At 46.1% G+C, this 1998-nt stretch carries 2 protein-coding genes; both read right to left on the bottom strand.

Annotation, left to right across the window (positions count from 1 at the left end; genetic code table 11):
* The coding region (ileS, locus tag A3762_RS12100; RefSeq protein WP_068755755.1) for an isoleucine--tRNA ligase at positions 1-1873 on the bottom strand (1873 nt) is incomplete at its 3' end.
* Complete coding sequence (locus A3762_RS28820; RefSeq protein ID WP_369820680.1) at positions 1870-1989, bottom strand: riboflavin kinase; 120 nt, start codon at positions 1987-1989, stop codon at positions 1870-1872. The genes ileS and A3762_RS28820, both read right to left, overlap by 4 nt.
* Positions 1990-1998: the final 9 nt, after the last annotated feature.

The following is a 1998-nucleotide window of genomic DNA, read 5'->3' as shown; positions in this document are numbered from 1 at the left end:
CAAGCTTGTTCATCACTTCTTGCGGCGAAACCACGTTACCAATGGACTTAGACATCTTGCGGCCTTCACCATCCACGGTAAAGCCATGTGTAAGCACTTGCTTGTATGGCGCTTCACCCTTGATCGCAATACCAGTTTTCAAAGATGACTGGAACCAACCACGGTGCTGATCCGAACCTTCTAAGTAAAGATCTGCCGGGTATTGACCAAGCTCTGCGCGCTGTTCAAGTACCGCTGCATGTGTCACACCAGAGTCGAACCATACATCTAAGGTATCGGTTACTTTGTTCCAGTTGTCTGCATCATCGCCAAGTAGCTCTGAAGCATCTAAATCGAACCATGCATCCATGCCAGTGCCTTCGACACGCTGAGCCACTTGTTCAATCAGCTCTGACGTTTTTGGATGAAGTTCTTGAGTTTCTTTGTGCACGAACAAGGCAATCGGAACACCCCAAGTACGCTGACGTGAGATACACCAATCAGGGCTTTGCTCAAGCATCGCTTCAATACGATTTTGACCCCAAGATGGCACCCATTTAACGCCTTTCACAGCTTCTAGCGCTTTATCTTTCAAGCCATTTTCCGTCATGCTCACAAACCACTGAGGCGTTGCACGGAAGATTAGTGGCGTTTTTGTACGCCAGCAATGCGGGTAGCTGTGCGAGAACTTTTTGCTAAGAACTAACTTGCCTTCGTTAGTTAACGCTTCAAGAACCGGACCGTCGGCTTTATAAACGTGCTGACCTGCAAACATCGGAACGATATCGCGATAAACACCGTTATCGTCGACATAGTTAAGTGTTTTTAAGCCGTACTTATTGCCAACATTGAAGTCATCAACACCATGGTCAGGTGCTGTATGTACTGCACCCGTACCGGCATCTGTTGTTACGTGATCACCAACTAGTACAGGAAGCTGCTTGTCGCGGTAAAAAGGATGAACCAACAACTCACCTTCAAGATCAGAACCTTTCGCCGAGCCAACGACTTCAAAGTTTTCAGCACCATAACGCTCCATAGCGTCATCAACGAGTGCTTGCGCAAGAACCACAAGTTCTTCGCCCAATCCTAGATCGACTTTCACTAAGGAATAATCAAGATCAGGATTCAAAGAAACCGCTTGGCTAGACGGAAGCGTCCAAGCCGTTGTTGTCCAAATTACGATAGAAAGATTTTGGCCATTATCGGCGGCACCAAATTTACCAAACACAGACGCTCGATCGACAACATCGTAACGGGCATCAATAGCTGTACTTTCTTTGTCTTGATATTCAACTTCAGCTTCAGCCAACGCAGAACCACCCACCACACTCCAGTAAACTGGCTTAAAGCCTTTTACTAAGTGGCCGTTATCAATGATCTTGCCTAATGCACGAATAATGTCGGCTTCGAACTTGAAGTCCATGGTGAGATAAGGCTTATCCCAATCACCAAAAACACCTAAACGAATGAAGTCTTCTTTCTGACCAGCTACTTGCTTCGCTGCATATTCACGACACGCTTTACGGAACGCCGAGAACTCAACCTTAACGCCTGCTTTACCAATTTTCTTTTCAACATTGTGTTCGATTGGCAAACCGTGGCAGTCCCAACCCGGGATATATGGCGCATCGAAACCACTCATGGTTTTCGATTTCACGATAATATCTTTAAGAATTTTATTAACAGAGTGACCAATGTGGATGTTGCCGTTCGCGTATGGAGGGCCATCATGCAAAATAAACTTTTCAGCACCTTGGCGCGCATCGCGAATCTTTTGATAAAGATCCTGATCTTGCCATTGCTTCAACATACCTGGCTCACGCTGAGCGAGGTTGCCGCGCATCGGAAATTCGGTATCCGGCAAATTCAAGGTGTGCTTATAATCACTCATAGTCTTTTCGCTTCACTCTCATTAAGTTGTGCTACGAACTCTCTCGCAGCGACGTTATCGCGTTCTATTTGTTCTTGCAGTGCTTGAAGGCTCTCAAACTTCTGCTCATTGCGAATTTTTTTCAG

It is taken from the genome of Oleiphilus sp. HI0125 (genome assembly GCF_001635355.1).
Note: the sequence above shows the minus strand (reverse complement) of the source record. Positions and strands in the feature narration are given on the sequence as shown.